At 44.9% G+C, this 16,235-nt stretch carries 17 protein-coding genes; 10 read left to right on the top strand and 7 right to left on the bottom strand.

From position 1 onward, the window contains the following. Nucleotide 1: 1 nt before the first annotated feature. From EAE30_RS02140 to EAE30_RS02130, 3 genes are read right to left on the bottom strand one after another with little or no spacing between them, the layout of a single operon-like run. Nucleotides 2–634 carry a response regulator gene (locus EAE30_RS02140; protein ID WP_123014454.1) on the bottom strand — a complete coding sequence of 211 codons (633 nt, stop codon included), beginning with the start codon at nucleotides 632–634 and terminating at the stop codon, nucleotides 2–4. Further along, nucleotides 631–2,010 carry a sensor histidine kinase gene (locus EAE30_RS02135; protein WP_123014453.1) on the bottom strand — a complete coding sequence of 460 codons (1,380 nt, stop codon included), beginning with the start codon at nucleotides 2,008–2,010 and terminating at the stop codon, nucleotides 631–633. The genes EAE30_RS02140 and EAE30_RS02135 overlap by 4 nt, the downstream gene beginning before the upstream one ends. 48 nt (nucleotides 2,011–2,058) lie before the next feature. Then, nucleotides 2,059–2,439, bottom strand: a complete 381-nt coding sequence (locus EAE30_RS02130; RefSeq protein ID WP_123014452.1) for a hypothetical protein — start codon at nucleotides 2,437–2,439, stop codon at nucleotides 2,059–2,061. A 315-nt stretch (nucleotides 2,440–2,754) separates the two neighbouring features. Between EAE30_RS02130 and EAE30_RS02125 the strand changes: the two genes are divergently transcribed. Then, a complete protein-coding gene (locus EAE30_RS02125; protein ID WP_123014451.1) occupies nucleotides 2,755–3,576 on the top strand; it encodes a transporter substrate-binding domain-containing protein in 822 nt (273 codons plus the stop codon). 96 nt (nucleotides 3,577–3,672) lie between these two features. On the opposite strand, the gene EAE30_RS02120 is transcribed toward EAE30_RS02125, so the two are convergent. Together EAE30_RS02120 and EAE30_RS02115 are read right to left on the bottom strand one after the other, a co-directional pair. After that, nucleotides 3,673–4,581 (bottom strand): EamA family transporter, encoded by a 909-nt coding sequence (locus EAE30_RS02120; RefSeq protein ID WP_123014450.1) that lies wholly within the window; start codon nucleotides 4,579–4,581, stop codon nucleotides 3,673–3,675. 429 nt (nucleotides 4,582–5,010) lie between these two features. Further along, nucleotides 5,011–5,604, bottom strand: a complete 594-nt coding sequence (locus EAE30_RS02115; protein WP_123014449.1) for a hypothetical protein — start codon at nucleotides 5,602–5,604, stop codon at nucleotides 5,011–5,013. A gap of 274 nt (nucleotides 5,605–5,878) precedes the next feature. On the opposite strand from EAE30_RS02115, the gene EAE30_RS02110 reads away from it, so the two are divergent. Both EAE30_RS02110 and EAE30_RS02105 read left to right on the top strand, forming a co-directional pair. Then, nucleotides 5,879–6,142, top strand: coding sequence for a hypothetical protein (locus EAE30_RS02110; protein ID WP_123014448.1), 264 nt, complete (start codon nucleotides 5,879–5,881; stop codon nucleotides 6,140–6,142). A 256-nt stretch (nucleotides 6,143–6,398) separates the two neighbouring features. Next, on the top strand, nucleotides 6,399–8,021 hold the full coding sequence (locus EAE30_RS02105; protein ID WP_123014447.1) for a methyl-accepting chemotaxis protein: 1,623 nt from the start codon (nucleotides 6,399–6,401) through the stop codon (nucleotides 8,019–8,021). A gap of 137 nt (nucleotides 8,022–8,158) precedes the next feature. On the opposite strand, the gene EAE30_RS02100 is transcribed toward EAE30_RS02105, so the two are convergent. Further along, complete coding sequence (locus EAE30_RS02100) at nucleotides 8,159–9,358, bottom strand: IS4 family transposase (RefSeq protein ID WP_123014377.1); 1,200 nt, start codon at nucleotides 9,356–9,358, stop codon at nucleotides 8,159–8,161. Between the two features lie 271 nt (nucleotides 9,359–9,629). Between EAE30_RS02100 and EAE30_RS18930 the strand changes: the two genes are divergently transcribed. The 4 genes from EAE30_RS18930 (at nucleotide 9,630) to EAE30_RS02090 (ending at nucleotide 13,456) form a co-directional block, all read left to right on the top strand. Beyond that, the gene (locus EAE30_RS18930; protein WP_241967596.1) at nucleotides 9,630–9,956 is read left to right on the top strand and encodes a hypothetical protein; all 327 of its coding nucleotides are present in this window, start codon (nucleotides 9,630–9,632) and stop codon (nucleotides 9,954–9,956) included. Nucleotides 9,957–9,977: 21 nt separating this feature from the next. Next, nucleotides 9,978–11,273: a methyl-accepting chemotaxis protein gene (locus EAE30_RS02095; protein ID WP_241967594.1), complete on the top strand. Its 1,296-nt coding sequence runs from the start codon at nucleotides 9,978–9,980 to the stop codon at nucleotides 11,271–11,273. A 30-nt stretch (nucleotides 11,274–11,303) separates the two neighbouring features. Further along, on the top strand, nucleotides 11,304–11,546 hold the full coding sequence (locus tag EAE30_RS18925; RefSeq protein ID WP_241967593.1) for a hypothetical protein: 243 nt from the start codon (nucleotides 11,304–11,306) through the stop codon (nucleotides 11,544–11,546). 662 nt (nucleotides 11,547–12,208) lie between these two features. Continuing rightward, complete coding sequence (locus EAE30_RS02090; RefSeq protein ID WP_123014446.1) at nucleotides 12,209–13,456, top strand: MFS transporter; 1,248 nt, start codon at nucleotides 12,209–12,211, stop codon at nucleotides 13,454–13,456. Between the two features lie 7 nt (nucleotides 13,457–13,463). Here the strand turns inward: EAE30_RS02090 and EAE30_RS02085 are convergent, their stop codons facing one another. Further along, nucleotides 13,464–13,775: a cysteine-rich CWC family protein gene (locus tag EAE30_RS02085; protein WP_241967591.1), complete on the bottom strand. Its 312-nt coding sequence runs from the start codon at nucleotides 13,773–13,775 to the stop codon at nucleotides 13,464–13,466. Nucleotides 13,776–13,963: 188 nt separating this feature from the next. Between EAE30_RS02085 and EAE30_RS02080 the strand changes: the two genes are divergently transcribed. From EAE30_RS02080 to EAE30_RS02070, 3 genes are all read left to right on the top strand, one after another. Next, nucleotides 13,964–14,260 (top strand): hypothetical protein, encoded by a 297-nt coding sequence (locus EAE30_RS02080; RefSeq protein WP_123014445.1) that lies wholly within the window; start codon nucleotides 13,964–13,966, stop codon nucleotides 14,258–14,260. 110 nt (nucleotides 14,261–14,370) lie between these two features. Beyond that, complete coding sequence (locus EAE30_RS02075; RefSeq protein WP_123014444.1) at nucleotides 14,371–15,153, top strand: class II glutamine amidotransferase; 783 nt, start codon at nucleotides 14,371–14,373, stop codon at nucleotides 15,151–15,153. A gap of 170 nt (nucleotides 15,154–15,323) precedes the next feature. Next, complete coding sequence (locus EAE30_RS02070; RefSeq protein WP_123014443.1) at nucleotides 15,324–16,229, top strand: siderophore ABC transporter substrate-binding protein; 906 nt, start codon at nucleotides 15,324–15,326, stop codon at nucleotides 16,227–16,229. The last annotated feature ends 6 nt before the right edge of the window (nucleotides 16,230–16,235 follow it).

The following is a 16,235-nucleotide window of genomic DNA, read 5'->3' as shown; positions in this document are numbered from 1 at the left end:
ATTACTGAAGTAAGGTTGAATAAATTTGCAAACCTTGGCTGGTTAATGAATACACTCGGCCATCTTCTTTGGCAACCAAACCACTATTGACTAATTGACGTAAATGGAAGTTGAATTTGGTGTGATCTTCTATGCCGACTACCCGGCATAAGTCCATGAATTTGAGTTTACGATGGATTTTCAGTTGTTTTACCACGGAGCGGCGGATCGGATTGGACAGCGCGCTAAAAATCGAATCGTGCTCACTTTCATCAATCGTCGCTTTGGGACCATGCTCGGCATGAACGCGCTTTAACGTCACCGATAGCGCTTCTAAATTAAAGGGCTTCGTGAGAAATTCATCGGCACCTTTTTTCATGGCATCGACCGCGAGATTGACAGTGGCAAACGCGGTGGTAACAATGACGCCGATGTTCGGTTGCAAGCGGCGTAGCTGCGATAAGGCATCAATCCCTGTCATGCCACCCATCACCACATCAAACAGAGCAAGATCAAACGGCTGCTCAGCCGCTTTGTCCAATGCATCTTCTGCATTACTGCAGGCAACCACCTCAAACCCTTCTATGGTTAACGCTTCCAGTAACACTTCGCGTAATTGAGGGTCGTCTTCCGCTAAAAGCAGGTGTAATGTCATACTGTGTTCCTCGGTAAGCGCACTTCGACAACCAATCCAAACTGATTATTGTAGAGTTTCAGCTCACCATTATGCTGCAAAATCGTTTGTTTACATAGCGCTAAGCCCATGCCCGTTCCTTCGCCTTTTTCTTTGGTAGTAAAAAAGGGTTGTGTGGCTTTGGCTAATACGGAGTCAGGCATACCGCCACCGTGGTCAGACAGTTTGACCGTGGCAAATAATTTATCCTGATAGCCATAGATATGTAGGATCTTATCCTCTTTACTGGCATCGACCGCATTACTGATAATATTACTAAATACCTCTTCAAGTAAGCCCGCATCGCCCGAAACTTCCAGTTTATCGTCTAACGCGACGTCTAAGCTAAAGGCTTCAAGGCGGAACTGATTGAGTGAAATGGCGGATTCAACCACTTTATGCAAAGACACAGGTAAGCGCTTAATCTGTTTATGGTGCGCGTAGTTCAAGACTTCTTGGCTAATGTCTGAAGCGCGAGTTAATCCATAACGAATACGATTAATCTGGCGAGAATATTGTTCATTATTGCTCAGTTGCCGTTCGAGTAAATCGCAGCTCATCAAGGCACTGCTTAACGGGGTTTTGATTTCATGAGCAACGGCAGAGGTCAGTTCACCTAACTCCATTAACTTGGCATCTTGTTGCGAGATTTGTACACGGGTTTGCAGTTGTTTATCACGTTCGACATCGAAGACGCGCAGGGCATACCACAAGGCGATAAGCATGCCATAAGCACACACTAGCCGCAGACTTTGCAACCATATGCTCATGGAGTCGCTAATGAAACCGACACTGAAGCCGTAGCAAATAAGGGCGATCCCTAACCACTGAAAAGGCGGGGCATTACCATAACCGTCTTCTTCGATGTGCTTAGCGTAGGTGTAGACTGTGGCACCGGCGAGCACACTTGAGCCCATACCAAAAATCCAACGAATCTGGTTGAGGGTTTGCTGGATAAAGACTGGATAATCAAGCTGGGTATAGCGATATAGTAAACCGATAGTAAAGACCAACAGCACAAATAACATGGTGTTACGGATAAAGCGTACCCGTTGCCAATGGGTATAATCCATCATGCACCAAGCAAAGGAACTCAGTGTTAAAAATGAACCCCACACCTTGATGGCGCGAAAGGTGTCGATATTTTCTGTCTTGTGATATTCGTGTTGATAGAGCAGCAGATAAAAATCAGACCAAACGTGAAAGCCTTGTAACAGTCCAAAAATCGCGAACATTGGCAGGTAGCGCGCAATACGAATGCGGCTATTTTTCAAATTACGAAAGAAAATCGCGAAAAAAATCGCAAAGAAGGCGAGCCCAAAGATTAAGTAAAACTTAAAAAGAAGTAACATATCCATGGCATGAGTCTACTGTAGGGCTGAGGGACAAGCAATCGTTTTGCTTGCTTATCTCTGGAATCCCTTTTTAGACAGGGCGATCGACTCGATTTCTGAAATACGAGCGATGATACCGTCGATGAAAAAACACAGGTTTTCACGTTGATATTCATATAGGCCGTCACCGTTCGGTTTCAATTGTAAACGTTGAAACATCGATTCTTCTTCACCAAAGCCTATGGTTAATCGCGTACGTTTTTCATCAAACCAAGACGTTAAGGATAAGCATGATCCATCCGCACGAATGATATCGAGGTCAAATAATTCGGGGTATTGAGGGCTAGCGGAAAAGTGAAAGTGAGCTTGTTCAAAAAACTGACAGGTATCTTCGCCAATTCTCTTTAAAATCGAGTGGTGTGTATCGATCATTAAGGTTGCTTCTAGGCTCATACCATTTATTCCGTGTCAGGAGAGATTCTTTAATCATACAACGCTTCCTTCTGATGTGCTCATTTTTTAGTCAGTAATGGTCGTATTCAGACCGAGGGTGAGTCGATGACACTGGACTGAGCCGTATGGGAAAGACGTTGGGCGAGACTTTTTCAATGATAATACAGCCACTTGAGCTGGTGGGCATAATATATAAGGAATATGTATGGGGTGAACGGGGAGTAAACCGGTGTCTGATGGTTTATTTACCCTGTATTTTCCGCTACCTTATTAGGCCTCTACAGGAACTCTGTATATAAATGGATTAAAATTGATATGACAGCACGAACATTACAACAATATTGTCGACATTTTCTCGTAGGCTCCGCACTGGCTGGTGCTGCGCTTGCGAGCTTTTCTGCTTCTGCTAAGGTTGATACCATCAATCATATTCAAAAGACGGGGGAACTCAGACTGTGTTTTGAAGCTGGGTACATTCCTTTTGAAATGACCGCAAAGGATGGTCGTTATGTGGGGTTTGATATCGATTTAGCGAAACATTTGGCGCGTTCATTAGGGGTAAAATTTGTGCCAGTGAATACGGCATGGGATGGCATTGTCCCAGCCTTAAAAACGGGGAAGTGTGATTTTATTGCTGGGATGACGGTCACCCCGAAACGTAACTTGAATGTGTTATTTGCCGATGCTTACATTAAGATGGGTCAAACGGTTCTTATCTCGCCGAAACTGAAAGATAAAATTCACAGTTACCGTGACTTGAACGATCCTAAATATACCATTGCTACACAAATGGGAACGACGGGGGCACAAGGGGCCAAAAAATACCTTTATAAAGCCAAAGTGGATTTGTTTGATACGTCAGCCGATGCCGTTCTGCAAGTCATGAATCATAAAGCCGATGCCTTTGTTTACGATCTGCCCTACAACGCAATGTATGCGGCTCAACATAAAGGCAAAGTGATTCACCTAGATCAACCGTTTACCTATGAACCGATGGGATGGGCGATTCGCCGTGGTGATCAAGACTTTTTGAATTTATTAAATAACTACATGAAGCAAGTGCGTGGCGACGGGACTTACGATCGTATTTATCATAAATGGTTTAAAACGGATGCCTGGGTCTCGCAGGTGCAATAATCTCAATCCGCGAGCGGTCGTTCAGACCATTGAATAAGTAAAACCCAGCATTTGGCTGGGTTTTTCATTATATGGACAGGTGTCTTTGCGGCTGAGTTATGACTCCACGGTGGCCGCTTTTACCGAAGGTACTGTCTTGGCACCAAATGTATTATATACCAAGCCTGCTGCGACAATCACGGCCCCAATCCATTGTTGTAGACTTAATGTTTCACCTAATAGCAGCCATGCGGATAGTAATCCAAATACTGGAACAAGCAGCGATAGTGGCGCAATCAGTGAGGTTTGATAGCGGCTCAATAAATAACTCCAACCACCGTAACCGACAATTGTGGCCATTAAGGAAAGATACACTAATGCGCCGATATTATGCCATTGAATATGTTGTAATGCGGCTACGATGAGATCTGGCCCCTCAATATAATAAGAGCAAATAAAGAACGCCATCATTGGGAAAATGGCACTCCATACAATCAAAGACATCGTTGGGACGGTGTAATTCGAGAGAATCACTTTATTGTTAATGTTGCCTAACGCCCACGAACAGGCAGCGCCCAGAACGAGTGCCAATGTCAACCATGTGATGGAGGTTTTCCCCACTTCTGGCGCGGTTGCTAATAACACAATACCGATGGTCGCGACGAGCATCGCAATGCCATTATGCTTACGAATGCGTTCTTTAAATAACAGGGCGCTAAGTAAAATGGTGACAAAGGCTTGGACTTGCAAAAGTAATGACGCTAACCCCGCGGATAGTCCGGCACTTAAGGCCCAAAAGAGCAAAGCAAACTGGCCAAAACTGATGGTCATACCATAAAGAAACATCCATTTTAGTGGTAACTTCGGGCGCGCGAAGAAACATATCGCCGGAAAAGCCACTAAGAGAAAACGTAACCCTGCGAGCAGCAATGGGGGAACACCTTGTAGCCCCACTTTGATGACCACAAAATTGACGCCCCAGACCAAAATAATGGTGAGGGCAAGCAGACGATCGCGAACTGACATTGGGTATCCTTATTCCTATATGGCGTCTTATGATTGAGGCAATTGGGGGCGAGCGATTCTCTAGTGCCGTACCAATATGAGACAGATTGCAATAAAAGTGTGCCGTTGACAAGCCGTTCAGACTTGGAGGCGAGCTAACCATTCTCTGATTCATCCAGTGACTCTTGGTGCTTTGAGCGCTGGGACCTGATTATGATGACAGGGTGGGAGCTGCTCATTACGCAAGTTAAAAAATCATCGCGGAGAGTGTTCACTAAAGCGCGCAGTATTCGGGCTTTTATTGACAAAACTCTCACAAAAAAGAGAGGGAATGTGCTATGTTGGTTCGGCTTCACAGCGTGAATTCATCGATGTTCACTAAAAGCAAAATGACTTAGAAAAATAAAAGGGTAAACGCAGGTTTACCCTTTTTTATTGGTCAGTGGTCAATCAGCACAGTTTGAGTGACCAACCTTGGTCATTGATGAGTGCTTTTAACTGCTTTTGGACCATATTGGCACTTAAAGATACATCTTGTTGACGTTCATCGAAGAGGGTGAATTTACTATAGGTACAGCGAGCAGGCTCACTAAAACACCGTTCCAAGGTTTCGAAGGTGACGATGTCAGACGTACGAATAAATCGGTCGCTACAGTGAACCACTTTACGATGTTTATCCATGGTCAATTGCAAGACGTAAATATGCGACTTTTCTGAGGGGGCGGCGACTTGATCCAAGAAAAAGTGCTTCGGGACCAACATCATTATATCGCCTTTGAATATGGCTTTGAAGGGGACATGCTGAACACATAAATGACGCAATGCCCATTGTATATCTCGTTGTGATGATTGACGAGATGACACATGTAGGTAGCGAGAATCGATGTGATCGAACAGCCCATAACAGAGAATGCCAATGCTGGGCATAAACGCCAAAAGGGATAAGTGATCCGCGTAACGTGTGAGGATGTCGATATCGAGCGTGGTGGTTAACAACAAACACACGAGCACGGAACTGGTGATGAAAAACAGTGGATTCGTCATATTCTCTGCATTTAACCTAAGTGATACGTTATCTTATCATAGTGATAAATAATGACACTTTTATGGATAAGTATTAATTAATTTTGTGAACTTACCTTTAATTGGACCTAAGACACCGCGTTGTGTTAAAAATATCGCCCAACCAATGGATAGTCATGAGACAACGTGCAGTTAAGATTAGTTCACTTGTCTGTTGTGATGAAAGGTCTGGAGCTTCGGCTCTTTAGTGAGTAACCACTGATGGGTTACCAAGAATACAGTGTTAGGAGTATGTATGTCCCAAGCGATGCAAACCCGCTTAGAAAAAATCGTCAATATGGGGAAATGGCGCTACACATTTATTGATGGGGGATTGAAGTTTGGTTTATTGACCGCAGTGCTATTTATCGCGTTAACTAAGTTTACCGATGAAATGACAACACACGATATGATCTTACCCATCATTGTGTTTCCCTTAGTAATGAGCGTGTCTCATTTCGTCAAATGGCATTTTTTTCGTAAGAAATTGTTAGAAATTCGCAGCCAGTCATCTAAATAGTCAGTGAATACACGTGCTATTGCGTCATCATAATACGTGTGTTCATGCTGTGCATTTCATTTATCTATCTAATAAATAGAGTAAAATTATATTTTACTCTATTGAACCTACCCATTGGTAATCCCTGCATAATAGTAACGAAAGCCCACATTTCATGAGCGTATTTTTCGTTGGCAAAGTCGAGTCCGACAATCTACTCTAATTGATAGCCTTATAAATGGTATTAGGCAAGATCAATGCTGAATTGGAGACAAGCATGATTAGAAACATAAAAATAGGAGTCAGGACGTCGTTATTGTTTGGCATTATTGGACTGATAACGGTGGGACTCGGGGTTTTTGCTGCTTCGCAATTATCAAAACTTAATGATACGACGGACGTGCTCACTCTGCACCGGATGCCAGCGATCATGACCGTGTCCGAGATGTCGAATGCCGTGTTGTTGATGCAGGTGCGTATTAACACCATTTCCGATGCGAAAGATTTGCAGACGGTTGATAATTTGATTGGTCAGGTCGAGCAAATAGTGAAACGATACGATGCCAGTGAAAAGACCATGGAAAAGTATTCAGATAGCGCGGAATCTCAAAAGCTATTTGAGGATGTGAAATCGTTCAATGATCAAATGATGGACGATTTACCTCAGCTATTTGCATTAGCACGTGACAATAAGATGGACGAATTCATTCAGTACCGTGATCAATCCGTGATGCCCGCCGCCGTCAATTTAAGAAAAGCGCTGGATGAGTATATGGCGTTTCAAAAACAACGTTCAGACGATGATAATAATGGTGCCACGCGAAGTTATGAGCAATCGAAAAACGCGTTGATTATTGGTATTGCTGTCACGTTAGTTTTAATGGGTTTTATGGGGCTATTTTATACCCGCAGTTTGACGATACCATTAAACCGCTCGGTGGAAATCGCCAAGACCATTGCTTCTGGTGATCTGACGGAAAAATTCGCAGACGACAGCAAAGATGAAGCCGCGCAAATGATCAAAGCGCTTGCTGATATGCAGGCCCAATTGCAAAATGCGCTGTCATTGATTTCGGATTCATCTCAGCAGTTGGCGGCGACCTCTGAAGAATTAAGTGCTGTGACCGCTCAATCATCGCAATACATTACACAACAAAGTGATGAAGTGAACTATGCCGCGACCGCGGTGAGTGAGTTAACCACGGCGATCGATGAAGTGGCGCGCAGTGCTAACTCGGCACGCGATAATTCAGAAGTGGTGGATGAAAAGTCACAACAAGGCCGAGTGAAGATTGGCGAAACCATCAAAACCGTGGATCTCTTGAAACATGAGATTGGCGCATCAGAGCAAGGTGTGGTTTCTCTTGCAAAAGAAATACAAAATATTGGTAAAGTGCTGGGAGTGATTCGGGAAATTGCCGAACAAACTAACTTATTAGCATTAAATGCCGCCATTGAAGCCGCGCGAGCAGGGGAAAACGGCCGTGGGTTTGCGGTGGTGGCCGATGAAGTGAGAGCGCTCGCGCATCGCACGCAAACCTCTACGACAGACATCGAAGAGATGATGAATACGGTCAGCTCTGAAACCGATAAAGCCGTGCAAAGCATGAACAAGAGTAACGCCATGGCTGGTACCACGCTCGATATCGCTCGAGAAGCCGGTGAAGCTTTTGAAGAAATCTCATCATTGGTCTCGGGAATTAATGATCAGAATGCCACCATTGCGAGTGCTGCAGAAGAGCAAGCGACGGTCGCACAGAGTGTGGATAAAAATATTACCCATATTCGCGATCTGTCCGTTCAGACATCAGAAGGGTCAGAGCAGACGACGATATCCAGTAAAGAGCTTGCTAAATTGGCGGAACACCTTCATCAATTGGTCAAACGATTTACGCTGTAGTCACCACGTTGAGAGAAAACCAAAAGGGAAGCCATTGTGCTTCCCTTTTTTACGCCTGTTAGCTTGATAACGCTAGACGGTGATTGCTCCATACTTCATATTGCCCGATCGGGTATGCGACGCGCTGGCGGATCCCCTCATAATTCCCCCAACCCACAGGTATGCGTAAGGCGTTGATATTCGACCATTGCCCAATGATATTGGGACTCTTGTATTCGGTATCTTCGGTGGCAACGTACTTCCTTACCAAGTCTAGGAATGGAGAGCACACGGCGATGCTTGATGGTGTTGGCTTGGAAGTCATAATGCCATTTGGCTTGCATGGCGATTAAGCCATTCCACCACATGATGATTTCGGCCATCAATGCCATGAGCAACAAGATATCAATACGTTTGGTGCAACGTGTTCGGTTATGGCGAAGCGCCAACCCGTAGGCTGGACTTTTTAGATCTCGGAACGACTCTTCAATTTGCATTCTTTTGGCGTACAAACGGGTAATTTTAATGCCGTTAAGTACATGGTTGGGGATGTTAGTGACCAGAAGCCAAGGCTCTTTCGCTCCTTTATGGAACACTTTTCCAGCCGAGTGTTTCTGACAGGTTCGACTATGCCGATGGGCTTTTCTGCCTTTGGGATGACTCTTGTATAAGTAAGCAAAGCACTGAAGCGGTGAGCGCTTAGCCAGTTGGCTTTCTCCTAAAAACAGCGGCTTATCAGTCGCTTGAGGGTAAAAGGCTTTATTCCATTGCCAAGCGCTCTCGCCACACTTAATCGAGACTTCGCCCCGTACACGCCCAAGCCAGAACCAACCTTTGTTGGCGACTTGCCTGAACCACGTATTTCTAAAGCCAGCGTCGGAGATAATGATAGGGGTGCAACCTTGGGGGAGCAAGGATTGAAGCTTATCGAGAAAGTGCTGATGGCTCTTGGGTGAGTTGTAGTTTTTGTACTCAAATGCCTGTTCATAAAGCGTGACGGCGCGACCTTTAACGGATATCGAAGCTCGCAATGTCATATAGCGCAGTTGCTCACGAACATCCGACCAATCAACCAGTAGTACAGGAAAAGGATTGGCTCGGGTAATAAGGGACGCATGCCATTTATATATGGACTCTTTTTCACGATGTAGACTGCGATTACCAAGCAATCGGTCAATACGTTTGATGGCATGTTTCACCGTGGTATCAGTGTCGAGAGCTCGTCCAATTTTAGTGAGGGTGAGATCAGAGCCGCCCAGTACCGCTCTGGTTGCAAGCATAAGAGATCTAAGTCGTTTTTTGTGAATACCAGGGCATTGGTTTTCAAGAGTTTGCTGTAGAATTTGAACATCGCGCATCGTTAGGGCTCCCTATTAAATTCATTGAATCAAGTGTGTTTTTGGCGAAATTCATTAGATCAGAATGAGCGATGTGCGTCTACTCATTGTTTTATATAGAAATTATGAGGGGATTCGTAAGTGCGACGCGTTACCTATCGGTGGGCCACTGTGCAACTCGTTATGCAACATCGCATAAAATAACAAGAAATTAAACTTTATATTAAAGCGGTCGATATATCTGTATATACTCGCCGGAAATGATTTTTTATCTTTGTAGTAGGGACGTAATATGAAGAAACTCGGACTTAAATTAATATTGATGATGTCCATACTCTTATTAGTGAGTGTGTCGGTCACCATTTCAAATTATCTTTCTTATCGAAATCAAGAGAAGGACCTGAAAACGCAAATATTGCACGAAAATAAATTGTTGGTTGCGGATCAAGCAGCATTAGTTCAACAGTTTATTCACGAAAAGGTCATGGGGCTGAAAGGCATTGGCGAAAAATATAAATCTGCGGATTTACCAGCGAATAGCCCACAAGACTTTATCGAATTAAGTTCGATTTTTGCGACCACACTGAATACGGGCAGTTCTTTTATTGGTCTTGAGTAAAGCGGCGATGCTTATTGGAACTTGACCAGTGCCAGCTGGCCGGATCATAAATTTGAAGGGGATATTCGCACGCGCAGTTACTATAAAGATGGCCGTAATGCACAGACCCCCGCGATCACTGAGCCGTATCCTGACGAAGCGAACGCCAATATTTATTGGATCAGTATGGTACAGCGCATTCAACAAGGCATGATTGGCGCTGATATGAAATTGGGCTTTTTAAATAAATTGGTTGTGGATGTGGCTAAGCAACAAGGCACCATGGCGTTTATTGTCAATAAAGATACTACTGTTTTGGCCTCGTCGGATTTAAATACGTTAAAACCGGGCGCAAAAGGTAATGAGGTTGCTTGGTTAAAGCCATTAGCCAATACCTTGGTGAATCAAACCGCGATGACAAAAGAGTTTACTCAAGGAACAGAAAAAATTCTTTTTTCTCATCAAATTAATGTTGCTAACAAGCAATGGTATTTTGTGATTACCGTCAATAAAGCCGATGTATTTGCGAGTTTGGTCTCTGCCCGCAATGCTGCGAGCGTCACCACTTTGATCTTGGTGTTTATTAGCGTGATCATTGCCTTCTTTGTTATTCAAGTGGTTTATCGTCCAATTTTATCGTTGAAATCGATGATAGAGGGGCTCTCGAGTGGGGAGGCGGATCTGACTCAGCGCCTAGATGTCACCACCAATGATGATTTAGGACAGATCGCGCAAAGTGTGAACGTCTTTGTCGACAAACTCCAAACCATGATGATTGAGATTCGTAGTGCGACGCTAACGTTACAAGACAATGTCGGACAAATGGAGCAATTATCACAAGAAAACGCGCAGATGCTTAATAACCATGTGATTGAAACTGAGCAAGTCGTCACCGCAATTGATGAAATGAGTGCGACGGCCGCGGCGATGGCCAATGACATTTCAAACGCGGCGGATCTGGCTCAACGTACCAATGATGAGAGTTACGAATCGAGTAAATTAGTCGCCAAATCACAGAATAATATCTCTTTGCTCATCAATGGCGTCGAGCATTCGTCTGAGCGTGTGCACGAAATGAATGACGAAACCCAAAACATCAGCTCTATTTTAAGTGTGATTGGTGATATTTCAGAGCAGACGAACTTATTAGCACTCAATGCGGCGATTGAAGCTGCGCGTGCCGGTGAGCAAGGTCGAGGATTCGCCGTGGTGGCCGATGAAGTGCGTAAGTTGGCCAATCGGACCAAAGAGAGCACGGAACAAATTAGCGAGGTGCTGCAAAAATTAGTGAGCGGTAGTCACGATGTGGTGCTCTCGATGGATAAAACGAAATCTTAATGTGAGCAAACCGCACAAGAATCACAAAGTGTGCATGCTGGGCTGGAGAAAGTGATCCAATCGATTTCTGAAATTAATGACATCAGTGCGCAAATTGCTACAGCAGCTGAAGAGCAAACCAGTGTGACGCAAGATGTGAGTCGCAATATGAATGCGCTGAATGACATTGTGAATAATTTGGCCAGTAATGGTGATAAAACCGTCTCAGGCATGAGGACCGTCGCCGACGTGAATCATCAGTTAACTGAAATTATTCAAAGATTTAAAATCTAACTTACTGTTATAAACACCCGCTTTGCCTCTAGTAAGGCGGGTCGTTGCTTATGAGAACGGCCGATTGTTTACTGCCCATGCGATCTGCTTAACGAGCGGAACGTGATGTGCGTGTCGTTAATTCTCGTGAGCCCAATTCACAATCTCGTTAAGGTATGCTATCGTCTTTCGCTCATTGAGATCGTAGTGTATAAGGAGATTTTCCCATGTCAAAAGCCCGCCTATTTCATCATTTACTGTCGTTGATTCCTCTTTATTGGTTGAAATCTGAATGTACTCTGTTGCTGGGTAAATAACGTTATTTTCTCAATGCGTTACTGCCAGTGTTCATTGTTATTGATATGCATTGCGCTCTTAGGTGAGTGAGTGTCTTGTTCAATAGCTGCGCCTACGATGACATGCCCATATCGTTGTACGCGTACGCCTTCCTATTTCCTCCCCATTTAGAGACGGTCGGTTTGACTTCTGTCATTCCCAATGATGTTGGTGCTTAACCCATATTCTTACGCCCAACGTATGACCGTTACCGGATCACGATTATCGTTTCCTACTATCGGTAAAGCACCGATAGAGCATCAGTGACACGTCCTCTTTCTTGCTTTCGAGCAAGGCGACGATGCTTTATTAGAGCACTCTGATGTACTCGTTTAATCAGGATACTTATGATTCAGAAGCTGGTTGTTTCACTCTCGATTTACCGAGGGCTTCCTCGCAATATCTACTTCTTAGCTCTGGCCCGTATTATTTTAGGTCTGGGCAATTTTATTATTCCTTTTTTAGTGTTGTTGTTGACCGATAAGCTGGGGTATTCCGCCACAGCAGCCGGAACATGGGCAATGGGGATCACCGCGACCTATTTTTTAGGGGGATTGATCGGTGGTAAATTGTCCGATGTCTGGGGGCATAAATCGGTCATGGTGACCGGTGAGCTCCTAGGAGCCGGGGTGATTATTGCCTGCGGCTGGGTGGCACAAGCGCCCATACTTGTGCCGGTCGGATTAGTCATCGCGTATTTCTTTATTGGCATTGCCGTGCCAGCGAGTAATGCGCTGGTGGCCGATTTCTCACAGCCTCATAACCGTGATGCCATTATGTCATTGAGTTACCTCGCATATAATTTTGGCTCAGCGGTTGGCCCCATTATCGCGGGGTATTTGTTTTGGCATCACACGCAATGGATATTCTTTGGCAATGGCGGTGCGGTGTTATGTGGCATCGTCATTGTGGCGCTGTTTATTAATGTGCCCAGCGAGACGAGTGAATGTCATATCAATGAGCTTGAACGACCGGTAGAAGGCAGTGTGTGGCGGGTACTCAAAGCTCGCCCGCGTTTGCTGGTTTTTACGTTTCTCTGCGGCTTGTTGTGGTATGCCTTAAATCAAATGACGATGATGAGCCCTTTATATTTAAGTGCTCTGTATGATGAGCAAGGACCGTTGATTTTTGGTCAGCTAATGACATTTGCCTGTATTGCTGTTGTCATACTTACCCCTTTACTGATGAGACTCACGCGCCATCAAATAGAAACCATCAGTCTCGCTTATGCTGGGGGATTATTTATGCTTGGCTATGGGGTGATCGTACTATGGCCAACCATTCCGGCTCATTTCATCGCATGGTTATTCCTTTCGGCTGGTGAAGTTTTACTGTTGACCAAAGAGGGCATTTATTTAGCCAACCATTCGCCAGCGAGTCATCGAGGGCGTATTCAAGGTGTATTGGTAACGTTGCGCAGTGTGTTGGTGATGCCCAGTTTTATGGTTATCGGCTTTCTGATTGACCGCTTTGGTTACCACACAACTTGGCTGAGCATCATCGCGGTTGCACTGATTGCAATGTTTGGCTTTTATGTGATGTCTCACCAATCGAGGGCGAGGTCTCAGCGGGTCGATGAGAGGGTGAGCGAATAAATCGCCATTAACGCTCTGGCTGTTGGCTCAAGCAGGCTCGACAGAGGCAAGCCTGACTCGTCAGAGTTAATGGCTCGCGTTCTTCTACGGACAGGCACCAACAGCTGTCTTGACCAGCCGCACGCCCACAGAACGTGAGTTGCTGACAAGCTGGGCAGCTATGCGTGTGCTTTATGCCGTTAAGCTCATTCATTATGGCTTGTCGCTCTGCTGAGGAATAGTGCTGCCAAGCCAAGATTTCAGGCATGGTTCGGTAGCAGCCAGAGCATAAACCGCCGTCATTTTTGCATGCCGCTCGGCACGGCGTTTGGATAGTCACAATACAGGCCACCATAGAGATTGGTTAAAGCAAGACTGTCATCTGGCAGTCATTGCAAAATACGGCACATTTTAACGTGATCTCACCTATAAGCAAAAGACCTACTTAAATCCACTTGCATTGTGGGGTAAATCTTCTTATTATTAAACGCAAATGAGAATGATTTCTATTAAAGTTTAGGTGAAAGTATGATGGCAATATTAGTAATTACGGCGGTGTTTATCGTGGCACTTGGCAAGCGATTACGTCTTCCTATGAGATGGGGTATCACTACAGCGGTTATGGTCGTGGCAGTATTTGCGCCGCAGCCAACTCATGCAATCGCGGTATTATTAGGACTATTTGTGATGGCTCCTTTTCTCACTCGTCTGCGGATTTTTACCTGTGACCAACGCGTATTTCCTAGTGTCGTATTGAGTTTGTGTGTCCTGAGCATGTGGTTACCTGTGCCCATCAGCACAGTATTGGGGGGATTTGGGCACTGATTGTCGACAAAACCCACAAACCTCTGCAATACTGATAGCTTATCGTGTCAAACGCGTGGGATCAGGCTTTTGGCATGGAGTCAGTCTGGGGCGGATAGTGAGGTGCAGCGATGTGTCGGTGGTTAGCTTATCAAGGTAAGGCCATGTATCTTGATCAACTCATTTACGAACCAGAATACTCGTTGGTTCATCAAAGCTTGGAAGCGCGAAAATCGCCCAGTCGGGTCAATGGTGATGGCTTTGGCCTTGGATGGTACACCCCTGAGCGTGACACTCCTGGACAATTTCATGAGGTGTCACCCGCATGGAGTGATGAAAATCTTCGATCACTCACTCATCATATTACCTCTCACCGATTTATGGCGCACGTGCGTGCGTCAACCGGAACGCAAGTATCGCGCTCCAATTGTCATCCCTTCATTCACCAGCGATGGATGTTTTTACATAATGGGCAAATCGGTGAATATGAGCGGCTACGTTGGGGATTGGATCGTTTACTCCCTGAATATCTCTATGTGCAGCGCAAAGGGACGACAGACAGTGAGCTCATTTTTTTATTGATGCTGTCCTATGGGTTAGAAGATACGCCGTTAATGGCCATTCAAGAGACCATTCATCATATCGAACACTTACGTCACACAAAGGGAGTCGAAGAACCTTTTAAAGCCTCGATGTGTTTGTCGGACGGTGACAGTTTGTGGGTGGTTCGCTATAGCAGTGATGATAAGCCTCCTACCGTGTTTCTCTCCTATCAAGAGCAGGGGATGATTGTCGCCTCTGAACCACTGAACAGTGATAATTCATGGGTGCTTTTACCTAAACAGTCAATTCATCATCTTAAATGTGGTGAACAGACACTAACCCCACTCAGTTGTACGCCCACCATGTGTTAAGTGTGGATTGCTCTGCATGCCCCTGTCTTTTTGTTAATACTCTCACTTTTATAACGATTTAACGCCTTTTTAGTCGCTACATGCTTGCGACCAACGCAGAGCTTGAGTATATTGCTTGAATTCAAATGATAATAAATATCAATATCTTTCGTATTTAAAAAGGGAAAACTATGAAGGTTTCAACTGGCTGTGCACTGTTAGGTTTAGTGGTAGCATGCGCTGCACAGGCAAGTCCGGTGACAGTGCAACACAAATTGGGAAAAACAACGGTAGCACAGGTGCCCAAACGAGTGGTTGTGATTGGTTTTGGCGCGTTAGATGCGGTCACCAGTTTTGGTATTGAGCCGGTTGCAGTATCGAAAACGCAATTTATGCCCGCGTATTTATCTCAATATGCGGGTGACCAATACCGAGATGCTGGGTCATTGTTTGAACCGGATTTTGAGGCCATCTACAATGCCAAACCGGATGTGATCATCATCGGCCCGCGAGCAGAAAAGGCCTATGATGAATTGACTAAGATTGCACCCACCTTTGTATTCGGCTCTCGCTACAACACAGACTATTGGCAGCATACTCAAGAAGAGTGGCATAAGCTTGGTAAAATTTTTGATATTGAACCGAAAGTCGACGCGGCTATCGCCAAATTAGACAAACAGTTTCAAGCCGTGCATGACTATAACCAGCAGCATAGTAGTAATGCGTTAGTAGTGATGGCTTCTGGAGGGAACATAAGCACGTTTGGCACGTCTTCCCGTTTCTCATCGGTGTTTCATGAGTTTGGCTTTAAAACCGCGGCTCAGGTTGACAACAAAGGGCAGCATGGTGACCTCATTTCTTACGAATATATTCGACAGCACAACCCAGATAACTTGTTCATCATTGATCGCGACAAGTTAGTCAATCCCAAAGACAGCCACACTCATGAAAATTTTGAGAATAAATTGGTGCAAGCCACCAAAGCCTATCAAGACGGTCATATGTATTATCTCGATTTAAATGCGTGGTATCTAGGTATCTCAGGGGTTCATGCGACAGAACAAATGATTCAAGACGTTCAACAAGCGACACAATAATAAGAC

This window comes from Vibrio zhugei (genome assembly GCF_003716875.1).
GTDB classification, from domain to species: domain Bacteria; phylum Pseudomonadota; class Gammaproteobacteria; order Enterobacterales; family Vibrionaceae; genus Vibrio; species Vibrio zhugei.
This window is presented reverse-complemented; position numbering and strand designations above follow the sequence as displayed.

Coding starts and splice junctions, on each gene's coding strand:
- EAE30_RS02140 (WP_123014454.1), bottom strand. CDS start 634: ATGACATTACACCTGCTTTTAGCGGAAGACGACCCTCAATTACGCGAA.
- EAE30_RS02135 (WP_123014453.1), bottom strand. CDS start 2,010: ATGGATATGTTACTTCTTTTTAAGTTTTACTTAATCTTTGGGCTCGCC.
- EAE30_RS02130 (WP_123014452.1), bottom strand. CDS start 2,439: ATGAGCCTAGAAGCAACCTTAATGATCGATACACACCACTCGATTTTA.
- EAE30_RS02125 (WP_123014451.1), top strand. CDS start 2,755: ATGACAGCACGAACATTACAACAATATTGTCGACATTTTCTCGTAGGC.
- EAE30_RS02120 (WP_123014450.1), bottom strand. CDS start 4,581: ATGTCAGTTCGCGATCGTCTGCTTGCCCTCACCATTATTTTGGTCTGG.
- EAE30_RS02115 (WP_123014449.1), bottom strand. CDS start 5,604: ATGACGAATCCACTGTTTTTCATCACCAGTTCCGTGCTCGTGTGTTTG.
- EAE30_RS02110 (WP_123014448.1), top strand. CDS start 5,879: ATGTCCCAAGCGATGCAAACCCGCTTAGAAAAAATCGTCAATATGGGG.
- EAE30_RS02105 (WP_123014447.1), top strand. CDS start 6,399: ATGATTAGAAACATAAAAATAGGAGTCAGGACGTCGTTATTGTTTGGC.
- EAE30_RS02100 (WP_123014377.1), bottom strand. CDS start 9,358: ATGCGCGATGTTCAAATTCTACAGCAAACTCTTGAAAACCAATGCCCT.
- EAE30_RS18930 (WP_241967596.1), top strand. CDS start 9,630: ATGAAGAAACTCGGACTTAAATTAATATTGATGATGTCCATACTCTTA.
- EAE30_RS02090 (WP_123014446.1), top strand. CDS start 12,209: ATGATTCAGAAGCTGGTTGTTTCACTCTCGATTTACCGAGGGCTTCCT.
- EAE30_RS02080 (WP_123014445.1), top strand. CDS start 13,964: ATGATGGCAATATTAGTAATTACGGCGGTGTTTATCGTGGCACTTGGC.
- EAE30_RS02075 (WP_123014444.1), top strand. CDS start 14,371: ATGTGTCGGTGGTTAGCTTATCAAGGTAAGGCCATGTATCTTGATCAA.
- EAE30_RS02070 (WP_123014443.1), top strand. CDS start 15,324: ATGAAGGTTTCAACTGGCTGTGCACTGTTAGGTTTAGTGGTAGCATGC.